Origin of the sequence: Cobetia sp. cqz5-12 (genome assembly GCF_016495405.1) — a bacterium.
Lineage (GTDB): Bacteria > Pseudomonadota > Gammaproteobacteria > Pseudomonadales > Halomonadaceae > Cobetia.
This window is the reverse complement of the sequence record NZ_CP044522.1, coordinates 2,983,604-3,007,961: the sequence shown is the minus strand read 5'-3', so window position 1 is coordinate 3,007,961 and position 24,358 is coordinate 2,983,604. Positions and strand designations below refer to the sequence as shown.

The 24,358-nt window shown below is 61.6% G+C and carries 16 protein-coding genes and 4 tRNA genes; 15 read left to right on the top strand and 5 right to left on the bottom strand.

The annotated features are described in order from the left end of the window. The first annotated feature begins 228 nt into the window (after nt 1-228). Entirely contained in the window at nt 229-849 is a 621-nt protein-coding gene (locus F8A90_RS12560; protein WP_200017357.1) for a porin family protein, read from the top strand. 159 nt (nt 850-1,008) lie between these two features. Here the strand turns inward: F8A90_RS12560 and acnB are convergent, their stop codons facing one another. Further along, complete coding sequence (gene acnB / locus F8A90_RS12555) at nt 1,009-3,612, bottom strand: bifunctional aconitate hydratase 2/2-methylisocitrate dehydratase (protein ID WP_200020021.1); 2,604 nt, start codon at nt 3,610-3,612, stop codon at nt 1,009-1,011. A gap of 419 nt (nt 3,613-4,031) precedes the next feature. Between acnB and F8A90_RS12550 the strand changes: the two genes are divergently transcribed. The 3 genes from F8A90_RS12550 (at nt 4,032) to F8A90_RS12540 (ending at nt 9,348) form a co-directional block, all read left to right on the top strand. Continuing rightward, entirely contained in the window at nt 4,032-4,526 is a 495-nt protein-coding gene (locus F8A90_RS12550) for a DUF1289 domain-containing protein (RefSeq protein ID WP_200017356.1), read from the top strand. Between the two features lie 16 nt (nt 4,527-4,542). Then, entirely contained in the window at nt 4,543-5,355 is an 813-nt protein-coding gene (locus tag F8A90_RS12545) for a tRNA-(ms[2]io[6]A)-hydroxylase (protein WP_200017355.1), read from the top strand. A 78-nt stretch (nt 5,356-5,433) separates the two neighbouring features. Continuing rightward, nucleotides 5,434-9,348, top strand: coding sequence for an AAA family ATPase (locus F8A90_RS12540; protein WP_200017354.1), 3,915 nt, complete (start codon nt 5,434-5,436; stop codon nt 9,346-9,348). An 85-nt stretch (nt 9,349-9,433) separates the two neighbouring features. Here F8A90_RS12540 and F8A90_RS12535 read toward each other — a convergent pair whose 3' ends face one another. After that, nucleotides 9,434-10,207 (bottom strand): UDP-2,3-diacylglucosamine diphosphatase, encoded by a 774-nt coding sequence (locus tag F8A90_RS12535; RefSeq protein ID WP_200017353.1) that lies wholly within the window; start codon nt 10,205-10,207, stop codon nt 9,434-9,436. A 152-nt stretch (nt 10,208-10,359) separates the two neighbouring features. Then, nucleotides 10,360-10,854, bottom strand: coding sequence for a peptidylprolyl isomerase (locus F8A90_RS12530; RefSeq protein ID WP_043331309.1), 495 nt, complete (start codon nt 10,852-10,854; stop codon nt 10,360-10,362). Nucleotides 10,855-11,092: 238 nt separating this feature from the next. On the opposite strand from F8A90_RS12530, the gene F8A90_RS12525 reads away from it, so the two are divergent. Continuing rightward, on the top strand, nt 11,093-12,772 hold the full coding sequence (locus F8A90_RS12525) for a glutamine--tRNA ligase/YqeY domain fusion protein (protein WP_166018746.1): 1,680 nt from the start codon (nt 11,093-11,095) through the stop codon (nt 12,770-12,772). A gap of 202 nt (nt 12,773-12,974) precedes the next feature. Beyond that, complete coding sequence (cysS, locus tag F8A90_RS12520) at nt 12,975-14,357, top strand: cysteine--tRNA ligase (RefSeq protein ID WP_166018965.1); 1,383 nt, start codon at nt 12,975-12,977, stop codon at nt 14,355-14,357. A gap of 107 nt (nt 14,358-14,464) precedes the next feature. On the opposite strand, the gene mtnN is transcribed toward cysS, so the two are convergent. Then, nucleotides 14,465-15,175, bottom strand: a complete 711-nt coding sequence (gene mtnN, locus F8A90_RS12515) for a 5'-methylthioadenosine/S-adenosylhomocysteine nucleosidase (RefSeq protein WP_200017352.1) — start codon at nt 15,173-15,175, stop codon at nt 14,465-14,467. Between the two features lie 85 nt (nt 15,176-15,260). Further along, nucleotides 15,261-16,130, bottom strand: a complete 870-nt coding sequence (folD, locus tag F8A90_RS12510) for a bifunctional methylenetetrahydrofolate dehydrogenase/methenyltetrahydrofolate cyclohydrolase FolD (RefSeq protein ID WP_054555494.1) — start codon at nt 16,128-16,130, stop codon at nt 15,261-15,263. A 624-nt stretch (nt 16,131-16,754) separates the two neighbouring features. On the opposite strand from folD, the gene F8A90_RS12505 reads away from it, so the two are divergent. From F8A90_RS12505 to F8A90_RS12465, 9 genes are all read left to right on the top strand, one after another. Then, nucleotides 16,755-16,831, top strand: a tRNA-Pro gene (locus F8A90_RS12505). Nucleotides 16,832-16,917: 86 nt separating this feature from the next. Next, nucleotides 16,918-16,994: transfer RNA gene (locus F8A90_RS12500), tRNA-Arg, on the top strand. A gap of 93 nt (nt 16,995-17,087) precedes the next feature. Further along, a tRNA-His gene (locus F8A90_RS12495) sits at nt 17,088-17,162 on the top strand. 68 nt (nt 17,163-17,230) lie between these two features. Beyond that, nucleotides 17,231-17,305: transfer RNA gene (locus tag F8A90_RS12490), tRNA-His, on the top strand. A 315-nt stretch (nt 17,306-17,620) separates the two neighbouring features. Then, nucleotides 17,621-18,973, top strand: a complete 1,353-nt coding sequence (tig, locus tag F8A90_RS12485) for a trigger factor (protein ID WP_043331301.1) — start codon at nt 17,621-17,623, stop codon at nt 18,971-18,973. A gap of 122 nt (nt 18,974-19,095) precedes the next feature. Next, nucleotides 19,096-19,716 (top strand): ATP-dependent Clp endopeptidase proteolytic subunit ClpP, encoded by a 621-nt coding sequence (gene clpP / locus F8A90_RS12480; protein WP_166018744.1) that lies wholly within the window; start codon nt 19,096-19,098, stop codon nt 19,714-19,716. An 85-nt stretch (nt 19,717-19,801) separates the two neighbouring features. Then, nucleotides 19,802-21,091: an ATP-dependent Clp protease ATP-binding subunit ClpX gene (clpX, locus tag F8A90_RS12475; RefSeq protein WP_043331299.1), complete on the top strand. Its 1,290-nt coding sequence runs from the start codon at nt 19,802-19,804 to the stop codon at nt 21,089-21,091. Nucleotides 21,092-21,323: 232 nt separating this feature from the next. Then, a complete protein-coding gene (lon, locus tag F8A90_RS12470) occupies nt 21,324-23,732 on the top strand; it encodes an endopeptidase La (RefSeq protein WP_200017351.1) in 2,409 nt (802 codons plus the stop codon). 177 nt (nt 23,733-23,909) lie between these two features. Next, nucleotides 23,910-24,182 (top strand): HU family DNA-binding protein, encoded by a 273-nt coding sequence (locus tag F8A90_RS12465; protein ID WP_043331296.1) that lies wholly within the window; start codon nt 23,910-23,912, stop codon nt 24,180-24,182. Nucleotides 24,183-24,358: the final 176 nt, after the last annotated feature.

Below are 24,358 nucleotides of genomic sequence, written 5' to 3'. Positions count from 1 at the left end.
GCACCTGTGCGAAGGGCTAAGCGGGCCTCGGGCGCGCGCAAGCGGGGGGAGCGGGAAGGACACGAGGGCATGTTGCTGACTGGCGACGTGACAAGTAGTCAAAACGCCACTCTTGAAACACTGTTCTATATCTACCACGATGCTTCTGCAACCCATGACAGGCGCCGTTTTACCGTCAGTGTCCGGCCGGCAGCTGCCTGTGCCGCCCATTGGATCAAGGAGCAATACATGAGCAAGTCACGTCTTCTGGCCGCCCCGTTGGCTACCGTTTCCTTCGCCGCTCTCGCTCTGGCGCTCAGTGGCCACGCTCAGGCGGCAGGCAATACCGCCGAAGGGCTCTACATCGGTGCCGGTACCGGTTTCTCCAGCCTGAAGAACGACGATTCCGATGAGGCCGGTGACTTCATCGAATCAGGCAGTGATGATTTCGATGTCGACGATGACGACAACGTCTACAAGGCCTTCGTGGGCTATCAGTACAATCCGTACTTCGCTACCGAAGCCTTCTACACCGACCTGGGAACCGTCCAGCTCAAGGGCAATGACTTCAGCAATACCGATCTCAAGTCCAAGGCCTATGGTGTCAACGTGGTGGGTATCCTGCCGATCGGCCAGTACTTCTCGCTGTTCGCCAAGGCGGGGATGGCCAAGTGGGAAACCGATGTCGATGGCAATCTGGGCAATTCCAGCGTCGATCTGAAGGACAACGACGGCTTTGATCCGGTCTATGGTGCCGGTGCCCAGGTCAATCTGGACCCGTTCCTGATCCGTGCCGAGTACGAGCGCTATGACTTCGACAGCGATTATCAGGTGGATGCCTTCACCGCCTCGGTCGGCTACAAGTTCTGAGGCAGGGCGCTTGCGCCCACCGAGCTTGTCGCAGGCATGAAAAAACGGGCCGTCCCTTGAGGGGCGGCCCGTTTCGTTGTCTGGCATGACGCCAGTTGGCATGACGCCAATGCTGATGCCAGAGAGGAGTCATGCGGCGGCGCATGACTCCCCGCCTGATCAGGCTTCCTGGGTGACCGGAATCACGTTGGAGGCGGCGTTCTGGAACTCTTCGATCTCATGGAAGTTCAGGTAGCGATAGATCTCGCCCGCCATGGCATCGAATTCGCCCATGTAGCCCTGGTATTCCTCGACGGTCGGCAGACGACCGACCACGGCCGCGATGGCGGCAAGTTCGGCAGACGCCAGGAAGACGTTGGCGCCGTCGCCCAGACGGTTCGGGAAGTTGCGCGTGGAGGTGGACACCACGGTGGACTTGGCAGCCACACGTGCCTGGTTACCCATGCACAGTGAGCAGCCCGGCATTTCCATGCGCGCGCCGGCACGGCCGTAGATGCCGTAGTAGCCTTCCTCGGTCAGCTGGTGCTGGTCCATCTTGGTCGGCGGTGCCAGCCACAGTTTGGTCTTCAGGCTGCCGGCCGGCTGCTTCTCGAGCAGCTTGCCTGCCGCGCGGAAGTGACCGATGTTAGTCATGCACGAGCCGATGAAGACTTCGTCGATCTTCTGACCGGCGACGTCGGACAGCAGACGGGCATCATCGGGGTCGTTCGGCGCGCACAGCACCGGCTGATCGATCTCGGCGAGGTCGATCTCGATGATCTCGGCGTATTCCGCGTCCTTGTCGGCACGCATCTGGCTCGGGTTGGCCAGCCACTCTTCCATGCCGGCGATACGGCGCTCGATGGTACGGGCATCGCCGTAACCGTTGGCGATCATCCACTTGAGCAGGGTGATGTTGGAGGTCAGGTACTCGGTCACGCTCTCGTCGGACAGTGTGATGGTACAACCGGCGGCGGAACGCTCCGCAGAGGCGTCGGACAGCTCGAATGCCTGTTCGGCCGTCAGATCTTCCAGACCTTCGATTTCCAGAATGCGGCCAGAGAAGGCGTTCTTCTTGTTGGCCTTGTCGACGGTCAGCAGGCCCTGCTTGATGGCGTACAGCGGGATGGCGTGGACCAGGTCACGCAGGGTGATGCCCGGACGACGTTCGCCCTTGAAGCGCACCAGGATGGATTCCGGCATGTCCAGCGGCATCACGCCAGTGGCGGCGGCGAAGGCCACCAGGCCAGAGCCCGCCGGGAAGGAGATGCCCATCGGGAAGCGGGTGTGGGAATCACCACCGGTGCCGACGGTGTCTGGCAGCAGCATGCGGTTCAGCCACGAGTGGATGATGCCGTCGCCCGGACGCAGGGAAACGCCGCCGCGGTTCATGATGAAGTCGGGCAGGGTGTGGTGGGTCTCGACGTCGACCGGCTTCGGGTAGGCAGCGGTGTGGCAGAAGGACTGCATCACCAGATCGGCCTGGAAGCCCAGACATGCCAGATCCTTCAGCTCGTCGCGGGTCATCGGGCCAGTGGTGTCCTGGGAGCCGACGGTGGTCATCTTCGGCTCGCAGTACATGCCCGGACGCACGCCTTCCAGGTTGCAGGCCTTGCCGACCATCTTCTGTGCGAGGGTGAAGCCCTTGCCGGTGTCCTTCGGCTGCTCCGGCAGGCGGAAGACGTCAGACGCCTCCAGACCCAGCTCGGTACGCGCCTTGTCGGTCAGACCGCGACCGATGATCAGCGGGATACGACCGCCAGCACGCACTTCGTCCAGCAGGACCTGGGTCTTGAGAGAGAAGGTGGAGACGACTTCGTCGGTGTCGTGACGGCAGACCTTGCCTTCGTACGGGTAGATGTCGATGACATCGCCCATGGCCATCTTCTCGACGTCCATCTCAATGGGCAGGGCACCGGCATCTTCCATGGTGTTGAAGAAGATCGGTGCGATCTTGTTGCCGATGCAGAAGCCGCCGGCGCGCTTGTTGGGCACGAACGGGATGTCATCGCCGAAGAACCACAGCACGGAGTTGGTGGCGGACTTGCGGGAAGAACCGGTACCGACCACGTCACCGACGTAGGCGACCGGGAAGCCCTTGGCCTTCACTTCCTCGATCTGGGCCAGCGGGCCGACGACGCCATCTTCCTGCGGGTTGATGCCTTCACGCGGGTTCTTGAGCATCGCGTTGGCGTGCAGCGGGATGTCCGGACGTGACCAGGCGTCAGGCGCCGGAGACAGGTCATCGGTGTTGGTCTCGCCCGGCACCTTGAAGACGGCCAGCGAGATCTTCTCGGCCAGCGCCGGCTTGGACAGGAACCATTCGGCGTCGGCCCAGGACTGCAGCACGGCCTGGGCGACGGCGTTGCCGGCCTTGGCGCGGTCAGCGACATCGTGGAAGGCGTCGAACATCAGCAGGGTGTGCTTGAGCTGTTCGCCGGCTTCCTTGGCCAGGCTTTCATCGTCCAGCAGCTCGACCAGCGTGGCGATGTTGTAGCCGCCCTGCATGGTGCCGAGCAGCTTGACGGCATGTGTCTTGTCGATCAGCGGAGAAGCGGCTTCGCCACGTACGATGGCGGTCAGGAAGCCAGCCTTGACGTAAGCGGCTTCATCAACGCCCGGGGGAATGCGATTGGTGAACAGATCGAGGATGAACTCTTCTTCACCGGCCTGCGGATTCTTGAGCAGTTCGACCAGCTCGGCGGTCTGCTCGGCAGTCAGCGGCTTTGCCGGGATGCCCTGCTGGGCGCGTTCTTCAACCTGTTGACGGTAGGCTTCAAGCACGTGGGAGACCCTCATCTGTAATCGTGTCGAAATGCGCGGGCCAGTCGTCTTGAAGACGCAGGGCGGGGCACCTCGAGGCTTCTTGCGGGTAATTCAAGCGTCTTATTGCGAGCGAATCAGGCGCTACGGGGCGAATGCGAGTCTACTCAACTTTGTCGACAATGTTAAGGAGCGCCCAATGGCGGGGGCTGAGACTTTGGTCGCCCATTGCGACATAACATTCTGATATTTCATCTGATTGTCAGGAAATCACGCTGAGCAAACACTATGCGGCAACGCTGATGACGCGCTGATGACGTCCAGCGCGGTGTTGACGCGAGGTCCTTTCGGCACTGACGGCGCGATGCTGTCGGCTCTCAGGTGCGCACGGTATGATGGTGTTACCCCGAATCACACTTTCCGCCTCCCCCGAGGGCCACATGAGCCGTATTCTTTCTCCTTGCGTAGGTGTCTGTTCCACTACGGTCGGCGATAGCGTCTGTCGCGGCTGCCAGCGTCATGATCATGAGATCCTCGCCTGGTTCGGCTATGACAGTGACCAGCGCGCCGAGCGCATGCTGGCACTGGACGAGCTGCGCAGTCAGGTCGCCGCCCGCTGGCTGCGTGTCGCTGATGACGCCATGCTGGCCGAGCAGCTGACCCGCCATCGCATCCGTTTCCGTGCCGATCAATCGGCGCTGTCACGCGCCGTTGAGCTGCTGCGCGTCGGGCGTACCCGCATCAAGGACCTGTCAGCGTATGGCATCGCGCCACTGGACCATGCGCGAGAACTTGAGCCCGAACGGCTTTTTGCCCAGATAAACGATGAAATCATGGTGGAAGCGGCAAAGCGTGCCGATAATGAGATGAGCTCCGTCGTTGAGGTGTCTCCTGTCAGTCAGCAGCAGACGCAAGCGAGCGAGACAAAAGACTGACGTGATGATGAATTCAATGAACGACGTGACCGAGCGCAATGTGATTGCGCCTGAGCAGAGCAGGCAGCATGATGATGCCCATGCTGAACAGTATGGCGAGAGTGAGGCTGAGCCACGCGTGATCGCAGCGCCGCAAGGGCCAAATGATGAAGATACCGATGCCTTGCTGCCGGCGTCGCTGCTGGCCTTTCTGCCCTGCAGGACGCCCCTGAGCTGGGTCGAGGCGGCGCTTGAGAATCCGGAACTGCTGCTGATCGACCATGCGCAGTGCGAGAAGAAAGCCGCCTCCACCGCCATGAGCCTGATGTACCGCTACGTGAACCGGCCACTGTTGTTGACCAAGATGTCACAGCTGGCGCGCGAGGAGCTGCTGCACTTCGAGCAGGTAGTCGGGCTGATGGAGAAGCGGGGCATCGTCTATCGGCATATCAAGGCCTCGCGCTATGCCGAAGGCCTGCGCCAGCAGGTCAGGGACGAAGACCCGCAACGCCTGGTGGACATCCTGCTGATCGGCGCCCTGATAGAGGCAAGGTCGTGTGAGCGCTTCGCGCGCCTCATCCCGTATCTGGAACCAGAGCTTGCAAAGTTCTATCGCACTTTGGTTAAGTCAGAAGGACGTCACTATGAGGATTACCTCATGTTGGCAGAGCAATACACCAATGAACCACTGGAACCCCGTCTCGCGGTGCTACGTGAAGTGGAACGAGAGCTGATCGAAACCCCCGACGCTGTCTTCCGCTTCCACAGTGGTCAGCCGAGCGCACGACGGGCAGCGCGCGCCTCGGCCAGGGTGGGTCGGGACGCGATGGATCAAGGCACGAGAGACTAAGGCAAGGATCAAGGACAGGGGATCACCGGCGCCGTGGCAGGGCTGGCGTTTCGTTCGCGACTTTGAAATGGATGACACATGACGCAGGAAACATCTGGTCAAGCTCAACTGGCACTGCTGGGACATTTCCAGCTGACGTTGGGTGATGACACGCTGACTCAGTTCAGCTACGACAAGGTCAAGGCGCTACTTCTGCATCTGCTGCTGCATGATCAGGCCGTCTCCCGTGCCGGGTTGGCGGAGTTGCTCTGGCCGGATCAGGGGCTGTCCTCCGGACGGACCAACCTTCGCCACGCCTTGCATTGTCTGCGTCAGAGTCTCGGCGAAGAGGCCGACAACCTGTTGACGGTGTCGCGCCAGACCATCGCGCTGTCAGTGCCGGAGCATTGGGAGCTTGATCTCGACGAGCTCAACGGCCTGCTGCTGGCCCCGCCCTCAGTCGCCACCCTGGGAGAGATTCTCACCCTGTATCGCGGCGATCTGGTCGAGGAGCTCTCCTTGACCCAGTGCCCGGACTTCCAGCGCTGGATGATCAAGGTGCGTGGCGAGTGGCGTCAGCGCGTCATCCAGTTCGCCGAGCGGGTGCTGGCCACGGACGAACCACTGCCCGATGACGTGCTGCGCACGCTGGTCAGCCGCTTCTCCGGTTACGGCCCCTTCCATGAGCGCCTTGTGCGTCAGCTGGCCGAAGGCGGGCAGTCGGCCGCGGCCCACGAGCAGTTCAATGCCTTCCTGCAGCAGCTGGCGCTATCCGGTCAGCAGCCGGACCCCGGCTTCCTGCAGCTGGCTCGCTACTGGTCTGATGGCAAGAGCGAGACCATGAGTGCCATGACGCCGCAGGGCGCCATCTCACGGACCCTGTCATTGGACAGCGCGCCGCTGCGCGAAGAGGAAATCGATCACCGTCAGCTGTCGGTCATGGCCATTCGCCTGAGCGTCAAGGACAGTCATCGTGACCGCGTCTGGGCACGTGCCTGCCTGACGCTGCAGATCGAGCTGTTGCGCTGGCTGGAGCAGCAGTGCCATCACCTGGGCGGCTTCTGGCTGCCGGGCGCCACGGGAGGCGTGGGTCTGGCATGTTTCGGCACCCACGGCCCGGCGCATCAGCTCGCCGAGCTGGTCGCGCTCTATGAGCACTGCAGCAAGGCGATCCCCGATGAGATCGCCAAGCTGTGGGACGGCGAAGGCAAGCCGCCGGCCTTCTCGCTGTCAGCGGGCCTGCACTCCGGTCAGGTCATCTACCTGCCGGAGCGTCAGCTGGCCGACCCGCTGGGTCAGGTCACGCAATATTCCCTCGAGTTGATGACCGCCGCCGAAGGCAGCGAGCTGGTGATCTCCCAGGAAGCCAGTCAACACATGCCGCCGGCACTGGACCTGCAACCCCGCTTGACCTCGCGCCTGTTGGCCGCTGATGGTCGCGTGCGTCTGCGTGCGCTGGTGCTGGGCAGCAGTGTCGGCACCCGTGAATCTTCACTGCCGACCTTGATCGGTCGCGAGGGCGAGCTGCGTCGTCTGCGCGATGCGCTGGCCCGCGCCAGCATCGGCCTGCGCCAGAGCGTGCTGGTCAGTGGCAACTCCGGCATGGGCAAGTCGGCCCTGATGGTCAATTTCCGTCAGCTGGAGCAGAGTCAGGATGTGGGGCTGTGCTGGATGCCGACCACGCGTCTCTCGCAGCTGGAGCCCTACAGTGTCGTGACGGCGCTGATCCGCTGGCGTCTGGACGGCAATATCGATCGTGAAAGTGTCGAGCAGCTCTTCGAGTCCTCCGAGGCGCTGCAGGGCATCAGCGAGGAAGTGCGTCGCTCCTTCCACGCGGTGCTCGGCACGGCGGAAGATACTGCGGAAGACGAAGTGCTGATCCAGTCCAGCGAGACGGTCGAACGCGTCGTGCGCGTACTGCATCTGGTGATCGAGAAGTCAGCCAGCCTGCGTCCGCTGGTGATGATGATCGATGACCTGCAGTGGCTCGATGAGCCGTCGCTCAAGGTGCTGGCTGGCCTGCAGGCGCGTCTGCCGATCAACATCGGCTTCATGCTGGCCGCGAGCCACAACGGCCGCGACAGTCTGGCGGTCAAGCTCAACTGGGACCAGCACATCGCGCTGGGTCGCCTCGATCCGATGCAGGTCTCGCGCCTGCTGTCGCACCTGTCACGTCGCTATCGCCTGCACTTGAGTCCGCGCATGCGCAGCCAGCTCATCGAGCGCTGCGATGGCGTGCCGCTCTACCTGCAGGAAATCTGCCGTCGTCTCGACATGGACCGCCGCGAAGGGCGTCCGGTGCAGCTCGACGAGTTGCCCAAGGGCCTGATCGGTCTGCTCTCCAGTCGCATCGACCAGCTGGAAGAAGGGCGCGATGTCGCCCACGCCGCCGCGGTCTTGGGGCGTGTCTTCAAGCTGAGCTTCGTGCGCCAGAGCTGTGAGTTCGAGGAGGGGCGGCTCAAGCGCGCCATCGAGAACATGCAGCGCCTGGAGATCATCGAGGCCTGCAGCAGCGACAGTGAATTCGACTACCAGTTTACCCATCAGCTGATCCAGGAAGCGGCCTATCTGTCGTGTCCGCGGGATGTGCGACGCCGGATTCACCATCAGGTGGTCGCGCTGATCGAGGACAAGTATCCCGCCTGGATCAGTCGTCACCCCGGCTACTTCGCTGTTCATCTGCGCAAGTCGCAGAACTTCAGCCGTGCCGCGCGTTACTTCGAGCTCTCGGCGCGTGAGGCGCTCAAGATCAGCGCTAACCGCACCGCGCTCAAGATGGCGGACAACGGTCTGGCCTGCCTCAAGCATGTCGAGGGCCAGGAAGAGCGCGAGGTCAGCCTGCTGACGGTACGTGGCCAGTCCGGTTTCGCGCTGGAAGGCCATGGCTCACGCATTGCCCACGAGAGCTTCGTGCAGGCACGCAACCTGCTCAGCAGCCCTGCGCTGGTCGAGGACGACGAGCCGGACCTCGAGCAGGCCTTCATCGTCAAATGGGGCCTGTGGGTCGGCTGCAGCGAGCGTCATGCCCATGCCGATGCCTTCGCGCTGGCCTCGGGCCTCAGCGAGCTGGCGGAAGAGCTTTCCGATGATCGCTATCGTCGTCTGGCCGACTATGCGCGTGCCCACTGCGAGTTCTGGGCCGGTCGCGTGCGTGTGGCGGGCGAGCACCTGGATGAGATCGATCCGGTCAATCACCCGATGGTGCTCGAATGGTTGCCGTTCAGCGATCACCCGCAGGTCGCGGCTTCCTGTCTGCAGAGCTGGACATCGTGCCTGCGCTGCGACTACGTGAAGGCCGAGCAGCAGGCCGAGGCGGCGATTCGCATGGCCGAGCAGATCGGCCAGCCCGGTTCGCTGGCGATGGCGCTGATGTTCTCCACCTCCCTGTATCGTCAGCTGGGTCACACCCATCTGGCGACCCAGCGCGCCGAACGGGCCCTGGAAGTGACGCGCTCAGCGGACCTTCACCTGTGGCACATGGCCGCGCATGGCGTGCTGGGCTGGGCGCGGGCGATGAACGGCGACCGCGATGGCCTGTCCATGCTGCAGTCGAGCATGAACGAGTTCGCCGAGCTGACCGGTCGCGAGCGTCATCAGCGCCCCAACCTCTGGTACATGGACGCCGTGATGGCGCTGGACGAGCACGCTGCCGCCGAGGAATACATGGAGAAGGTGCTGCTGGTCGCCCAGGAGCGCAATTCCTTCTACCTGTCAGAAGTCAGCTATCTGGTCGCGAGCCTGCGCAGTGCTCAGGGACTGCCGCTGGAGAAGGTACGCTCCCTGATCGAGCAGGGCCTGTCCTACTCCATCGAGCAGGAAAACACCCATCATGAAGCCATGGGGCTTGCCACCTGGCTGCGTCTGGTCGATGCCCATGATGCCGAGCGGTGTCAGCGTCTGAAGGTGTTGCTGGAAGAGTTGCCGAGCGCCGACGCCCCCGCGGTACTGGGCTGGCATCAGCTGGTGGAGATTGCCGAAGGGCGTGCGCGCCGCAAGGCGTCGTCACCGGCCTGAACGAAACGCTTGACGCTGTGAGAGTGTGAGCAAAAAGCCCCGCTGCCGTGACCGGCAGCGGGGCTTTTTGGTGCGCGCTGAGCGATCAGCCGTGGGTGATCGCATCGACCAGCGGCAGTGCAAATTCACGCAGCTCCGGCCCCTGGCCACGGGCGATGATGTCGAAGGCCTGAGTCGGGCGCCAGTCGCCGAGCACGATGCGGCGCGCCGGCTCGCCATCGATCTCGAGTTCATGCACCGCCGGGCGATGCGTATGGCCATGGATCAGCGTGCGCACGTCGTGCTCACGCATCTCGCGCACCACTTCCTCAGGCGTGACGTCCATGATCGCCTCGTCCTTCTCGCTGTTGGTCTCGCCGGACTGCATGCGCAGTGACTGGGCCAGCGCCAGGCGCTGCTCCAGCGGCATGGCCAGAATCTGTGCCTGCCACTGCGGGTCGCGGGTCATGGCGCGGAACTTCATGTAGGCCTCATCGCGGGTGCACATGCTGTCGCCATGCATCAGCAGTACACGCTCACCATCGAGCTCGATCACGCTCGGATCGGGGAGCAGGGTCACGCCGGCCTCGGCGGCGAAGGTCTCGCCGACCAGGAAGTCGCGATTGCCATGCATGAAGAAGATCGCGGTGCCGCGCTCGGCGATGCGCTTGAGCGCAGCGCTCATGCTGTCGGTGAAGTCGTTGCGATAGTCATCGCCGACCCAGACCTCGAAGATGTCACCCAGCAGGAACAGACGTTCGACGGCAGGCTGGCAGGTTGCCAGGCGTGTCAGATAGTCGAGGAAGCCCTGGGCGATCTCGGGCGTGTCGGGTTGCAGGTGCAGGTCGGAGATGAAGAGAGTGGTGGCAGTCGTGTTCATGGTCGGGGTCCGCGAAGGTGGGCGGTCAGCAGGGCATCGCAAGGGCGCACTGCCGTGGGAGTTCATAACGCAAACCGCCCAGCCTGGCGCTCGCGATCACGAGGCAAGGCCGGGCGGCAGGCACGCCTTGCGGCGTGATCAGGCGAAATCGCTTATTCGGTGATTTCAGCGCTGGTGATGATCACGTCTTCTGCCGGCACGTCGGCGTGGCCGTCGCGACGGGTGGTCTTGACCGCTTCGATCTTCTCGACCACGTCCATGCCTTCGACGACCTTGCCGAACACGCAGTAACCCCAGCCCTGGCTGGTCTTGCTGGTGAAGTTCAGGAAGTCGTTGTCATTGACGTTGATGAAGAATTGGGCGCTGGCGGAGTGCGGGTCCATGGTGCGAGCCATGGCCACGGTGCCGCGATCGTTCTTGAGGCCGTTGTCGGCTTCGTTCTCGATCACGCCATTGGTCGGCTTCTGGTTGAAGTCGGTGTCAAAGCCACCGCCCTGAACCATGAAACCCGGAATGACGCGGTGGAAAAGGACATTGCTGTAGTGGCCTTCACGCACGTACTGCTCGAAGTTGGCCGCGGTCTTCGGGGCCTTCTCGTGGTTGAGTTCGAGGGTGATATCGCCGTAGTTGGTGTGAAGAACGATCATTCGGGCTTCCCGGTCATCTGTCTTGCTCAAGTGTCAGGCAGGCGCGGCTTCATGGCATCGCCTGCGGGCGTCGCGCTATAATAGCGGCTTTGCATCCAGACACGAAAGCCTGAGCGGGCGGCAGGCGCGTGGATGCAGCCCCGATCATCCGTCTTGTTGTCCTTGCGCACGTTCGTTCAACCACATGACGACCCGCAATACGACGCCCAGGAACCACACAGAGGTGCAGCGAAACTTCATGAGTACCGAGACCCAGAGCGCTCCGAACTTCGTGCTTAACCAGATCCGCGAAGAACTCGAGGCCGGCCGTGCCGATAAGGTTGTCACGCGTTTCCCGCCGGAGCCCAATGGCTTCCTGCATATCGGGCACGCCAAGTCGATCTGTCTGAACTTCGGTCTGGCGCAGCAGCTCGGTGGCGATTGTCACCTGCGCTTCGATGACACCAACCCGGCCAAGGAAGAGCAGGCCTATATCGACGCCATCAAGGAAGACGTCGAATGGTTGGGCTTCGAGTGGGCCGGCAAGGTGCGCTTCGCTTCCGATTATTTCGACCAGCTCTATGCCTGGGCCCAGCACCTGGTGCGTGAAGGCAAGGCCTATGTCGATGACCTGTCGCCGGACGAGATTCGTGAATATCGTGGCACGCTGAAGGAGCCGGGTCGCCCGAGCCCTTACCGTGAGCGTAGCCCTGAGGAAAACCTCGATCTGCTCGAACGCATGAAGAAGGGTGAATTCGGCGAGAGCGAGAAGGTGCTGCGTGCCCGTATCGACATGGCGGCGCCCAACATCAATCTGCGTGATCCGATCCTCTATCGTATCCGCCATGCCAGCCACCACCAGACCGGCGACAAGTGGAAGATCTACCCGTCCTACGATTTCACGCATGGTCAGTCCGATGCGCTGGAAGGCGTGACGCATTCCATCTGTACGCTGGAATTCGAGGACCATCGTCCGCTGTATGAGTGGTTCCTGGCCAATCTGCCGGTACCGGTCACGCCGCGTCAGATCGAGTTTGCACGCCTGAACCTGGACTACACCGTCACTTCCAAGCGCAAGCTGAAGCTGCTGGTGGACGAAGGCGTCGTCGATGGCTGGGATGATCCGCGCATGCCGACCATCTCCGGCATGCGCCGTCGTGGCTACACCGCGGCTTCCATCCGCAAGTTCTGCGACATGATCGGCGTGAGCCGCGCAGATGGCGGCATGGTCGAGATCGGCATGTTGCACCATGCCATCCGTTCCGACCTGGAAGACAACGCGCTGCGGGCCATGTGCGTGCTCAATCCGCTCAAGGTGGTGCTGACCAACCTGCCGGAAGGTCACGAGGAAGTCTTCGAGGTGCCCGGTCATCCGGCACGTGACGACATGGGCATGCGCCAGATTCCGCTGACCCGTGAGCTGTGGATCGATGCCGACGACTTCATGGAGGATGCGCCGAAGAAGTTCTTCCGCCTCGCGCCCGAGAAGGAAGTGCGTCTGCGCAACGGTTACGTCATCCGCTGTGATGAAGTGATCAAGGATGAGGCCGGCGAGATCGTCGAGCTGCGTTGCAGTGTCGACCTCGATACCCTCGGCAAGAACCCGGAAGGCCGCAAGGTCAAGGGTGTCATCCACTGGGTCAGCGCCGAGCACGCGGTGCCGGTCGAGGTGCGTCAGTACGAGAACCTGTTCCTGGAAGCCGAGCCGGACCGTGACAAGGATGTCGACTTCCTTGAGCACCTCAATCCGAACTCGCTGAGCATCGTCAAGGGCTTCGGTGAGCCGAGCCTGCGCAATGCCGCGCCGGAAACGCGTTACCAGTTCGAGCGTATCGGTTACTTCGTCGCCGACCGCCATGACTGCGTCGATGGTGCACTGGTCTTCAACCGCACCGTCAGCCTGAAGGACGGCTGGGCCAAGGCCCAGAAGAAGGGTTGATGGCAGCCAGGCCTCCCGCGGGAGGCCTGCTGGCATGACTTTTGACCCGCTTCACGGCCCGCAGGCTGATCCTGTACCTTCGATGACGAAGCTGCATGACCGGCCTGCGGGCCGCTCCATTTCGCAAGGCTGGCAGAGCGCTGTCAGCAAAGTAGCCAAGGGCGATGACTGAATGATTTCACTCGAAGATGCCGCGAGCACACTGTCCATCTACAGTACCCTGAGCCGGACCAAGGCACCCTTCGTGCCATTGGAAGGCAACAAGGTGCGCATGTACGTCTGTGGCGTGACGGTCTATGACCTCTGTCACATCGGCCATGCGCGTGTGATGGTGGCCTTCGACATCATCACGCGTTACCTGCGTGCGCGTGGCTATGACGTCACCTATGTGCGCAACATCACCGATATCGACGACAAGATCCTCAAGCGCGCCGACGAGAATGGCGAGGCCTTCGAGGCGCTGACCGAGCGCATGATCCAGGCGATGCATGAAGATGAAGGGCGCTTGGGGATTCTGCGTCCTGATCGCGAGCCACGGGCGACCGCCCACATCGGCGATATCATCGCGATGACCGAGACGCTGATCGACAAGGGCTTTGCCTACGCGGCCAGCAACGGTGATGTCTACTACCGTGTGCGTCGTTTCGAGGGCTACGGCAAGCTCAACAACCGTCAGCTCGATGACATGCAGTCCGGCGCGCGTGTGGAAGTGGAAGAGGCCAAGGAAGACCCGCTCGACTTCGTGCTGTGGAAGGCCGCCAAGCCGGGCGAGGCCAGCTGGCCGTCCCCCTGGGGCGATGGACGTCCGGGTTGGCATATCGAGTGCTCCGCGATGTCGACCTGCTGCCTGGGCAACACCTTCGATATCCACGGCGGCGGGCCGGACCTGACCTTCCCGCATCACGAGAACGAGATCGCCCAGTCCGAAGCTGCCACTGGCCAGCAGTACGCCAATGTGTGGATGCATGCCGGCGCGGTGCGTGTCGGGCAGGACAAGATGTCCAAGTCGCTGGGCAACTTCTTCACGATTCGTGATGTGCTGGAGCAGCACAACCCGGAAGTGGTGCGTTACCTGCTGGTGGCCAGCCACTACCGCAGCGCGATCAGCTACGAGGCCAACTCGCTGGATGAAGCGCGTCGTTCGCTGGAGCGCTTCTACAATGCGCTGGAAAATGTCACGCCTGAGCAAGGCGAGGTGTCAGGCGACTGGCGGGCTCGCTTCGTGGCTGCCATGGATGACGACTTCAATACGGCCGGTGCGCTGTCGGTGCTGTTCGAGCTGGCTCGCGAGCTGAACCGTGCCAAGAAGGAGTCACCGCAGCAGGCGCCGGCGCTGGCCTTCGAACTGACCGCGCTGGGCGGCCTGCTGGGGCTGTTCGGTCAGGACCCAGCGGTCTTCCTCAAGGGCGACACTGCTGCATTGTCGTTGTCGGAAGACGAGATCCAGGCGCAGATCGAGGCACGTGCTGCCGCCAAGAAGGCCAAGGATTTCGCGGGTGCGGACCGCATTCGTGACGAGCTGGCCGCTCAGGGCATCATCCTCAAGGACTCCCGTGAGGGAACGACCTGGGTGCTGGAGGGCTGATGTCACTTGCGTGATGCGATGTCAGTATGAAAAAAACCGCCGTCCCGTGAGGGGGGCGGCGGTTTTTTGTGCGTTGTCAACCAGCACCGCTTTCGAATCGTCTGCGATCAGCTGGCGAGGCGCTTGACCATGGCCTCGACCATGCGCGAGGACTGACGTGCGGCGACGTGCAGGAATTCCTCGAAGGATTGGCTGTTGTTGTCCTTGCCGGCGATGTCCGACAGTGCACGGATTACCACGAACGGCATGTCGTAGACGAAGCAGGTCTGGGCGATGGCGGCGGCTTCCATCTCGGCGGCCAGCATGTCCGGGAAGCGTGAGCGAGTCAGCGCGACCAGTTTCGGGTCTGCCATGAAGATGTCGCCGGTGCAGATCAGGCCTTCACGTGCCTTGATCTCGCCCTGGGCTTCGACGCACTCACGCGCGATCTTCACCAGTGCCGGGTCTGACGGGAAGGCGGCCGGCATCTGCGGCACCTGGCCGTATTCGTAGCCGAACACCACGGCATCGACGTCGTGGTGACGCACTTCGCTGGAGATGACCACGTCGCCGATCTCCAGATCAGAGGCGAAGCCCCCGGCGGACCCGGTGTTGATGATGGCGTCCGGCTGGTAGCGCTCGATCAGCTGGCAGGCACCGACGGCCGCATTGACCTTGCCGATGCCGGACTGCAGCAGCACGATCTTGAGGCCGTGCAGCTGGCCGACGTGGAAGGTGGAGCCGGCATGTTGAGTCGTGATGCTGTCTTCCAACAGCTCGGCGAGGATGGCGACTTCCTCGGCCATGGCGCCGATGATGCCAAGTGTCTTGAGGGACATGGTGAAATCCTGAAGCAGGGCCTGCGGGGCATCCTGTCATGCGATGCCCCGCGGCTAGGGGAGTTGTCAGCGAGAGGGTGCGTGCTTACTTGCCGGCCAACTGGGCATCGTGCAGCTCGGCGGCGAACAGGGTGTTCTCCAGCAGCGAGGCAACGGTCATCGGTCCGACGCCGCCCGGTACCGGCGTGATCCAGCCTGCACGCTCCGCTGCCGGGGCGAACTCCACGTCACCGACCAGTGAGCCGTTGTCGAGGCGGTTGATGCCCACATCGATGACGATGGCGCCTTCCTTGATCCACTCACCCTTGACCAAGCCCGGCTTGCCGACGCCGACCACGACGAGGTCTGCCTGGCGGACCTTGCTCTCCAGGTCCTTGGTGAAGCGGTGACAGACGGTAGTGGTGCAGCCGGCCAGCATCAGCTCCAGTGACATCGGACGACCGACGATGTTGGAGGCGCCCACGATGGTGGCGTCCATGCCGCGCACCTGCAGGCCGCTCTCGGACAGCAGCGTCATGATGCCCTTGGGGGTGCAGGGGCGCATCACCGGCAGGCGCTGCGCCAGACGACCGAGGTTGTAGGGGTGGAAGCCATCCACGTCCTTGTCGGTGCGAATGCGCTCGAGAATCGGGCGTGAATCGAGATGCGCCGGCAGCGGCAGCTGCACCAGGATGCCATCAATGCTGGTGTCATCATTGAGCTGGTCGACCAGGGCTTCCAGTTCCTGCTGGGTGGTGTCAGCGGACAGGCGGTGTTGGGTGGAGAGGATGCCAGCCTTCTCGCAGGCGAGGTGCTTGTTGCGGACATAGACCTCGGAGGCCGCATCTTCACCGACCAGCACGACGGCAAGCCCCGGAATACGTTCACCGGCATCACGACGCGCATCGACCTGACGGCCTACCTGTTGGCGTACGCGTTCGGCAATGGCCTTGCCATCTATCAGTTGTGCTGACATCAGCGATCATTCCTTCTCGTGGGCGATAAATGCAGGAGGGACAACGATGGCCAATTTTCGCATGCCTTGCCCTCCAGTCAACGCCGAATGACGACCTTGGTCGAAAGCTGTCATGGGCGTCAGGTCTTTTGCAGGCATCCGCAGGTCAGATGACGGCGCCTAGTCACAGGCGGGAGTGGGGCATGTCATGCGGTTATCGCCTTGAGTCTTCATCGGTAGAGGCGCAAGGAAAGGTAAAGGGTCCAAGCAGAGGCAGAAACAGATAGGGAGTGGCAAAGGGTGAAGCAGAGAGCGGAGTAAGGAGAAGGGTAGGGCGTATGGTAAAGAGTGGATGGCAGAGAGGTAGAAGGCATGAGGACAATAGTCAGTCCACCGGCGGTACTCAGCCGTCGCAAGTGATCACTGCGTCAGTGACAGAGTCGATGACAGGCATGGCGTCTTGTATCAGCAAGGAGAGATATTGGAGGCTGCAGCGCTGAATGCTCATGAGAGGTCATTGGCATGACAGCGCGAGGGGCAAACGATTCTCTTGGAAAGAATTCACGTAAGGGCTTGACCGCAGACGAAAGTTCGGTAGAATACGCCTCGCATCGACGGGGTTCGACGGTCGGTTGAAGACGGTTTCGGGATATAGCGCAGTCTGGTAGCGCGCCTGCTTTGGGAGCAGGATGTCGGGGGTTCGAATCCCTCTATCCCGACCACTTGGATACAACGTATCGCAAGGCTTCGGTCTTTTGAGACAGTATTCAGGGCTTTGTCCGGAGGTTGACTCGCAGTATCAGTTTCTGCGCCTATAGCTCAACCGGATAGAGCAACGGCCTTCTAAGCCGTAGGTTGCAGGTTCGAGTCCTGCTGGGCGTGCCATCGAGATGACGTTTGTCATCGAAGTGGATGTCGGAATGCTCTTCATAGAGCCTGATGACTGCGACCAGACGATGTGAAGATGTTCATGCAGTGGTGGGTGTAGCTCAGTGGTAGAGCCCCGGATTGTGACTCCGGTGGTCGTGGGTTCGAACCCCATCATCCACCCCATTGCATGTCAGCTTGAGCAGTATCAACGAGATGGAGACGACAGGCTTTCTGTCCAACCTCCAGAAGTGGTGGGTGTAGCTCAGTGGTAGAGCCCCGGATTGTGACTCCGGTGGTCGTGGGTTCGAACCCCATCATCCACCCCACGTCTCGATGAATATCAGGATGCTGCCTGGCCCACTTGGGCGGGCGGCATGCCGCAAAAGGGGGAGAAGGCCAATGGCTTTCTCCTCCTTTTTTTTGGTTTTTTCGCACTGCTCCATGCATGACGATTCCGGGTTGCCGGGCGCTCCAGGTGCCTGTCTGGCGGGTAGGTGGAGCAGAAAATGGCCGGGGTCCTTGAATAACTTGGACCAAGGCACCATATGAAAGGGTCATATCCGCGCTTGCCAGCGCGTGGCGGGGTTTCTACAATCTTCGCCTTTATGATTCGAACGCCACCAGTGGGTAGAGGAACTTTCATGCAAGCTTCTGTCGCAACGACTTCTCCGATCGAGCGCACGGTCACCATCACGGTGCCGGCTTCTGAAGTCGACCAGGCCGTCAACGCCCGTCTTCTGGAAACCGCCAAGACCGTTCGTCTGAACGGCTTCCGCAAGGGCCACGTGCCGATGGCAGTGGTGCAACAGCGTTACGGCAAGGACGTGCGCAACGAAATCGTTGGCGAGATCATGCGCCAGCATTACGTGACCGCCGTCACCGAAAACGAACTGAACCCGGCTGGCTGGCCGAAGATCGACGCGACCGTCGATGAAGCCGGCAAGGATCTGGAGTTCGTCGCGACTCTGGAAATCTACCCGGAAATCGAACTGAAGCCGATCGAAGGCGCTGAAATCGAGCGTCCGCAGGCGGAAGTGACCGACGCCGACGTCGAAGAGATGATCGAGACCCTGCGCAAGCAGAACGCCTCCTGGACCGACGTCGAGCGCGCTGCCGCTGACGGCGACCAGGTCAAGATCGACTTTGAAGGCTTCCTCGGTGAAGAGGCCTTCGAAGGCGGCAAGGCAGAAGGTCACGAGCTGGTGCTGGGCTCCAACAGCTTCATCCCGGGCTTCGAAGAGCAGCTGGTCGGCGCTGCTGCCGGCGACGACAAGGAAATCAAGGTTTCCTTCCCGGCTGACTACCAGGCCGAGCACCTCGCCGGTCAGGAAGCGACCTTCAAGGTCAAGGTCCACGCCGTCAAGGCTCAGGAACTGCCGGAAGTGAACGAAGAGTTCATCGCCCAGTTCGGCCTGGAAGCTGCCGATGTCGAAAGCTTCAAGGTGGAAGTGAAGAAGAACATGCAGCGTGAGCTGAAGAACGCGATCGAGAATCGCGTCAAGCAGCAGGTGCTGGCGGAACTGACCAAGGCCAACGACATCCTCGTGCCGCAGGCTCTGGCCGACCAGGAAATCGACGGTCTGAAGCGTCAGGCTGCACAGCAGTTCGGTCTGGGCGAAGATTTCGACGTCTCCCAGCTGCCGGGCGAGTTGTTCCAGGACCAGGCGGTCCAGCGCGTCAAGACTGGCCTGCTGCTCAGCGAAGTCGTCAGCAGCAACGAGATGGACGTCAGCGACGAAGAGCTGAATGCTCGCGTTGAAGAAATGGCTCAGCAGTACCAGGACCCGGCTCAGGTCACCGAGTACTATGGTTCCAACGAACAGGCTCGCAACCAGCTCAAGTCCGTGCTGCTTGAAGAGAAGGCCGTTGACAAGCTGCTGGCACAGGCTCAGGTTAAGGACGTTGCCATGTCCTACCAGGAAGCCCTGCAGGCTGCACAGCAGCAGGAAGAAGCAGAAGAAGAGGCTGCTGAAGCCGAAGGCGAGCAAGCCTGAAGCTTGGTTGACCCCTAGTGCTTGCTAGACCAGGACCCGGCTACGGCCGGGTCTCTGGTCAGTGGGCGGGGTAAAGTGGCATGCTCAATGGATATCAATGTCATCGGATGAAGGAAGCCCCCATGAACGACTTCGACATCAAGAATGCTGGCGGTCTGGTTCCGATGGTTGTCGAGCAGAATGCTCGCGGCGAACGGGCCTATGACATCTATTCCCGCCTGCTGAAGGAACGGGTGATCTTCCTTGTGGGTCCGGTTGAGGATTACATGGCCAATCTGGTCGTGGCTCAGCTGTTGTTCCTCGAGTCTGAAAACCCGGACAAGGACATCCATCTGTACATCAACTCGCCGGGTGGCTCCGTGACTGCAGGGATGGCGATCTACGACACCATGCAGTTCATCAAGCCCGACGTGTCCACCGTGTGCATCGGCCAGGCAGCCAGCATGGGTGCCTTGCTGCTGGCAGGCGGTGCCGCCGGCAAGCGCTACGCGCTGCCGAATTCCCGCGTCATGATCCACCAGCCGCTGGGCGGCTATCAGGGTCAGGCCACGGATATCGAGATTCACACCAAGGAAATCCTGACCATCCGTGAGAAGCTCAATCGCATTCTCGCGCACCACACTGGCCAGGACTTCGACACCATTGCCAATGATACCGACCGTGACAACTTCATGGCGGCCAATCAGGCAATGGAGTACGGCCTGATCGATGCCGTGCTGGAACGCCGTCCCGACGTGGAATGATCCCGCGTAAACGGCTGACCTGACGTCGGCAAACATGCATTTCCGGCGGCTCCCCGGGGAGTCGCCGCCATTGAGAGGTACGCGAATGGCTGACGGCAAAGGCAAGGACGAGAACGGCAAACTGCTGTACTGCTCCTTCTGTGGCAAGAACCAGAATGAAGTGCGCAAGCTGATCGCGGGACCTTCCGTCTACATCTGCGACGAATGTGTCGATCTGTGCAATGACATCATTCGCGAAGAGGTCCTCGAAGCCGACGCCGAAGGTGATGATGATCGCCTGCCGGCGCCGCGTGAGATTCGTTCCACTCTCGACGATTACGTGATCGGCCAGGACCGCGCCAAGCGTGTGCTGTCCGTGGCGGTGTACAACCACTACAAGCGTCTGCGTGCCGGTCAGAAGGCCGCGGATGAAGTGGAACTGGGCAAGTCCAACATCCTGCTCATCGGCCCGACCGGTAGCGGCAAGACGCTGCTGGCCGAGACGCTGGCGCGCCTGTTGAACGTCCCGTTCACCATCGCGGATGCGACCACCCTGACCGAAGCGGGCTATGTCGGTGAGGACGTCGAGAACATCATCCAGAAGCTGCTGCAGAAATGCGATTACGATGTCGAGAAGGCCGAGCGTGGCATTGTCTACATCGATGAGATCGACAAGATCTCGCGCAAGTCCGACAACCCCTCCATCACGCGTGATGTCTCGGGTGAAGGCGTGCAGCAGGCACTGCTCAAGCTGATCGAGGGCACCACTGCCTCGGTGCCGCCGCAGGGCGGTCGCAAGCACCCTCAGCAGGAATTCCTGCAGGTGAATACCGGCAACATCCTGTTCATCGTCGGCGGTGCTTTCGCTGGCCTGGACAAGGTGATCCGCGAACGCGCCGAGAAGGGCGGCATCGGCTTCAATGCCGAGGTCAAGAGCAAGCAGGACGAGAAGACCGTGGGTCGCGTGCTGGCAGACGTCGAGCCGGGTGATCTGGTCAAGTTCGGTCTCATCCCCGAGTTCGTTGGCCGCCTGCCGGTCATCGCGACGCTGACCGAGCTGGACGAAGATGCCCTGGTGCAGATTCTGACCGAGCCGAAGAACTCGCTGGTCAAGCAGTACTCGCGCCTGTTCGAGATGGAAGATGTCGAGCTGGACCTGCGCGAGGATGCGCTGCGTGCCGTGGCTCGCAAGGCCATCGAGCGTCGTACCGGCGCACGTGGCCTGCGCTCGATCCTCGAGTCCGTGCTGCTCGACACCATGTATGACATCCCGTCCGAGGAGAGTGTCAGCAAGGTGGTGGTGGATGAGTCGGTGATTGCCGGCGACAGCAAGCCGCTGCTGATCTACTCCAAGAACGAAGAGAGTCAGGGCAAGGTGGCCGGCAAGGACGGCTGAAACGTCCGGGCCTGAGTCGCACCAACGGGGGGCCGCAAGGCCCCCCGTTGCGTTTGCGCTCGCAAGCCATCTTTACCGTGATGCATTCGCGGGTCACGCACGGCTTCATTCAGCGTTGAGTTACCGCCAGGCGTGTCGGGATCATTGCAAAATCATGACCTTGCCCCCATGGTCTCAGTATCAAAGTGCCGTGTGAGGCGGCCCACCCACAGAATACCGAGGAACGTCTGCCATGGAGCAGAACGAAGATCAGACCCTGACACTTCCGCTGCTGCCGCTGCGGGATGTGGTGGTCTATCCCCAGATGGTGATTCCGCTGTTCGTCGGCCGGGAAAAGTCGATCCAGGCCCTCGAAGTGGCCATGGAAGGCGACAAGAAGATCCTGCTTGCGGCGCAGCGTGAAGCCAGTCAGGACGACCCGACGGCGGAAGACCTGTTCGCCATCGGTACCGTTGCCGACATCATGCAGCTGCTCAAGCTGCCCGATGGCACCGTCAAGGTGCTGATCGAGGGTAGCTCGCGCGCTGATATCCAGGCGATTCGCCTGCACGACGATGGCTACAGCATCGCCGATGTCGCGCTGCGTGATAGCCAGCCGCTGTCCGAGCGAGAGCAGGAAACCCTGGTGCGCGTGCTGCTCAACCAGTTCGAGCAGTATGTGAAGCTTTCGAAGAAGGTGCCCAACGAAGTGCTGGGCAGCCTGCAGGGCATCGAAGACCCGAGCCGTCTGGTGGATACCATCAGCGCGCATCTGTCGCTGGGCATCAACGACAAGCAGGCGCTGCTCGAGATGGACAAGGTGCGTGACCGCATCGAGCACCTGATGACGCTGATCGAAGCGGAGATCGACCTGTTGCAGGTCGAGAAGCGCATTCGTACCCGCGTCAAGGAGCAGATGGAGAAGTCGCAGCGCGAGTACTACCTCAATGAGCAGATGAAGGCCATCCAGAAGGAAATGGGTGAGCTGGATGACGTGCCCAACGAGGTCGAGCAGTACGAGCGTCGCATCAAGGATGCCGGCATGCCCAAGGAGGCAGAGGAGAAGGCCACTCAGGAGCTCAACAAGCTCAAGATGATGGGGCCGACTTCCGCCGAGGCGACCGTGGTGCGCACTTATCTGGACTGGCTGTGCGACGTGCCGTGGAAGAAGCGCACGCGTGTGCGTCACGACATCGACCACGCCGCCAAGGTGCTGGACGAGGACCACTACGGTCTGGATGAGGTCAAGGAGCGCATCCTCGAGTATCTCGCCGTGCAGAAGCGCGTCAAGAAGCTCAAGGGGCCGGTGCTGTGCCTGGTCGGTCCGCCGGGTGTCGGCAAGACCTCGCTGGGCAAGTCCATCGCACGTGCCACCAACCGTCAGTACACCCGTATGGCGCTGGGCGGCGTGCGTGATGAGTCCGAGATTCGCGGTCACCGTCGTACCTATATCGGGGCACTGCCGGGCAAGATCATCCAGCGCATGGCCAAGACCGGCGTGAAGAACCCGTTGGTGCTGCTCGACGAGATCGACAAGTTGGGCATGGACCACCGCGGTGATCCGGCCTCGGCCCTGCTAGAGGTGCTGGACCCGGAGCAGAACGACAAGTTCGCCGATCACTACCTCGAGCTTGATTACGATCTGTCCGAGACGCTGTTCATCTGTACGTCCAACTCGATGAACATTCCGGGGCCGCTGCGCGACCGCATGGAGATCATCCGTCTGCCGGGTTACACCGAAGACGAGAAGCTGGCCATCGCGATGCGCTACCTGGCGCCCAAGCAGCTCAAGGCCAATGGCCTGAAGCCGGGCGAGCTGACCTTTAGCGAAGCCTCCGTGCTCGAGCTGATCCGTTATTACTCGCGTGAAGCCGGTGTGCGTGAACTTGAGCGTCAGCTCGCCAAGGTCTGCCGCAAGATCGTGCGTGAGCGTGTGGTCGCCGAGGCAAAGGAGGGTGCACTGTCTTCCATGCACCTTGAGGCCGAGCAGGTCGAGCACTACGCTGGAGTTCGCAAGTACAGCTTCGGACTTGCCGATGCCGAAGACCAGATCGGCCGTGTCACTGGCCTGGCATGGACTTCCGTCGGTGGGGAGCTGCTGACCATCGAGTCCGTCGTCACGCCCGGCAAGGGCCGTGTCAGCAAGACCGGGTCACTGGGCGACGTCATGAAGGAATCGGTGAGTGCCGCCCACACCGTGGTACGTGCACGTGCCGAGGCCTTCGGTATCGAGGCTGAGCGCTTCGAGAAGGAAGACCTGCACATTCACGTGCCGGAAGGCGCCACGCCCAAGGATGGCCCCAGTGCGGGCGCTGCCATGGTCACCGCGATGGTATCCGCTTACTGTGGACGCCCCGTGCGCTGTGACGTGGCAATGACCGGTGAGGTCAACCTGCGCGGCGAAGTCATGCCGATCGGTGGCCTCAAGGAGAAATTGCTGGCGGCGCGACGCGGTGGTATAAAGCTTGTGCTGATTCCCGAGGAAAATCGCCGTGACCTCAAGGAGGTTCCGGACACCATCAAGGATGCACTCGATATTCGGCCGGTGCGCTGGATCGACGAAGTGCTTGAGGTGGCTCTAGCAGAAAAGTCGACTGCTGAGAAGGATGATTCTCGTTCAGACGATGCCAGTGGTCGTCAGACAATGATCAGTACACATTGACGGGATTTTTTTGGCCATGCCGCTGTCGAAACGGCGGCGTGGTGCGGTTTTGCGCGTGAGGTTGCTTGACAGTCGTTTGAGGGCGTTGCTATAAACTCCGCTTCGTCGCGATCGCGTTTAGCACCCGTAATTTTCGCGCTGATTTCTGGTAATTTTTGCAAATTCAAGGGGTGAAGAGTGAATAAATCCGAGCTGATCGAAGCCATTGCTGCATCTGCCGATATTCCGAAAGCAGCAGCTAGCCGTGCACTCGATGCGATGGTCGACACCGTCACTGATAGCCTGAAGAAGGGTGAGACCGTGGCACTGGTCGGGTTCGGCACCTTTATTGTCAAGGAACGTGCTGCACGTACTGGCCGTAACCCGCAGACTGGCGCTCCGATCGAGATCAGTGCTGCCAAGGTGCCGAGCTTCAAGGCTGGCAAGGCACTGAAAGACGCCGTCAACTGAGGTCTGCCTGCTTCGCAGGCACCCGGTGGCGCGGTACCGGTTCGGGAGTGGTCTGATGACTGCCGAACCGGCACCAGAACATCGAAGCGCATCGCCTGGCGATGCGCTTTTTTTGTGGCTGAACTCGGCCGTGTCGGCAGGGCGCAAGCGTTTGATGACCCTGGCGAGTCAGTCAG

Coding starts and splice junctions, on each gene's coding strand:
- F8A90_RS12560 (WP_200017357.1), top strand. CDS start 229: ATGAGCAAGTCACGTCTTCTGGCCGCCCCGTTGGCTACCGTTTCCTTC.
- F8A90_RS12550 (WP_200017356.1), top strand. CDS start 4,032: ATGAGCCGTATTCTTTCTCCTTGCGTAGGTGTCTGTTCCACTACGGTC.
- F8A90_RS12545 (WP_200017355.1), top strand. CDS start 4,543: ATGAACGACGTGACCGAGCGCAATGTGATTGCGCCTGAGCAGAGCAGG.
- F8A90_RS12540 (WP_200017354.1), top strand. CDS start 5,434: ATGACGCAGGAAACATCTGGTCAAGCTCAACTGGCACTGCTGGGACAT.
- F8A90_RS12535 (WP_200017353.1), bottom strand. CDS start 10,207: ATGAACACGACTGCCACCACTCTCTTCATCTCCGACCTGCACCTGCAA.
- F8A90_RS12530 (WP_043331309.1), bottom strand. CDS start 10,854: ATGATCGTTCTTCACACCAACTACGGCGATATCACCCTCGAACTCAAC.
- F8A90_RS12525 (WP_166018746.1), top strand. CDS start 11,093: ATGAGTACCGAGACCCAGAGCGCTCCGAACTTCGTGCTTAACCAGATC.
- mtnN (WP_200017352.1), bottom strand. CDS start 15,175: ATGTCCCTCAAGACACTTGGCATCATCGGCGCCATGGCCGAGGAAGTC.
- folD (WP_054555494.1), bottom strand. CDS start 16,130: ATGTCAGCACAACTGATAGATGGCAAGGCCATTGCCGAACGCGTACGC.
- tig (WP_043331301.1), top strand. CDS start 17,621: ATGCAAGCTTCTGTCGCAACGACTTCTCCGATCGAGCGCACGGTCACC.
- clpP (WP_166018744.1), top strand. CDS start 19,096: ATGAACGACTTCGACATCAAGAATGCTGGCGGTCTGGTTCCGATGGTT.
- clpX (WP_043331299.1), top strand. CDS start 19,802: ATGGCTGACGGCAAAGGCAAGGACGAGAACGGCAAACTGCTGTACTGC.
- lon (WP_200017351.1), top strand. CDS start 21,324: ATGGAGCAGAACGAAGATCAGACCCTGACACTTCCGCTGCTGCCGCTG.